Here is a 307-nt window from a genome sequence, read left to right on the forward strand (position 1 = left end):
GTCTTAATTCGACGATTGATCCCTTCTAAGGGACCGTTGGAGAACTCAAACTGGGTACTATTAATGACATAAGACTGATTTTTATTTAATGTAGCGATAGCCGTATCCATTTCCGTTCTGGTATTCTGATACTGACTTAGGATCGTGGTTAAACGTTGGCTATCTCGCTCATGAAGTGCCGCCGTAATCTCTTGATATGCAGTGTAAACAGCACTAAATTGAGGAAATTGATTTAGTACTAGGTCAACGGCATTCTGTTTAGTCATATACTCGTTGATCCCACGTAAATAGACCGGCTTTTCCGGCT

1 protein-coding gene is annotated in these 307 nt (G+C 41.0%); it reads right to left on the minus strand.

The annotated features are described in order from the left end of the window. Positions 1 to 266 (minus strand): transposase (locus tag H5S41_RS00455; RefSeq protein ID WP_182601558.1); only part of this gene is annotated, 266 nt, incomplete at its 3' end. Positions 267 to 307: the final 41 nt, after the last annotated feature.

Origin of the sequence: Limosilactobacillus albertensis (assembly GCF_014145555.1) — a bacterium.
GTDB lineage: Bacteria > Bacillota > Bacilli > Lactobacillales > Lactobacillaceae > Limosilactobacillus > Limosilactobacillus albertensis.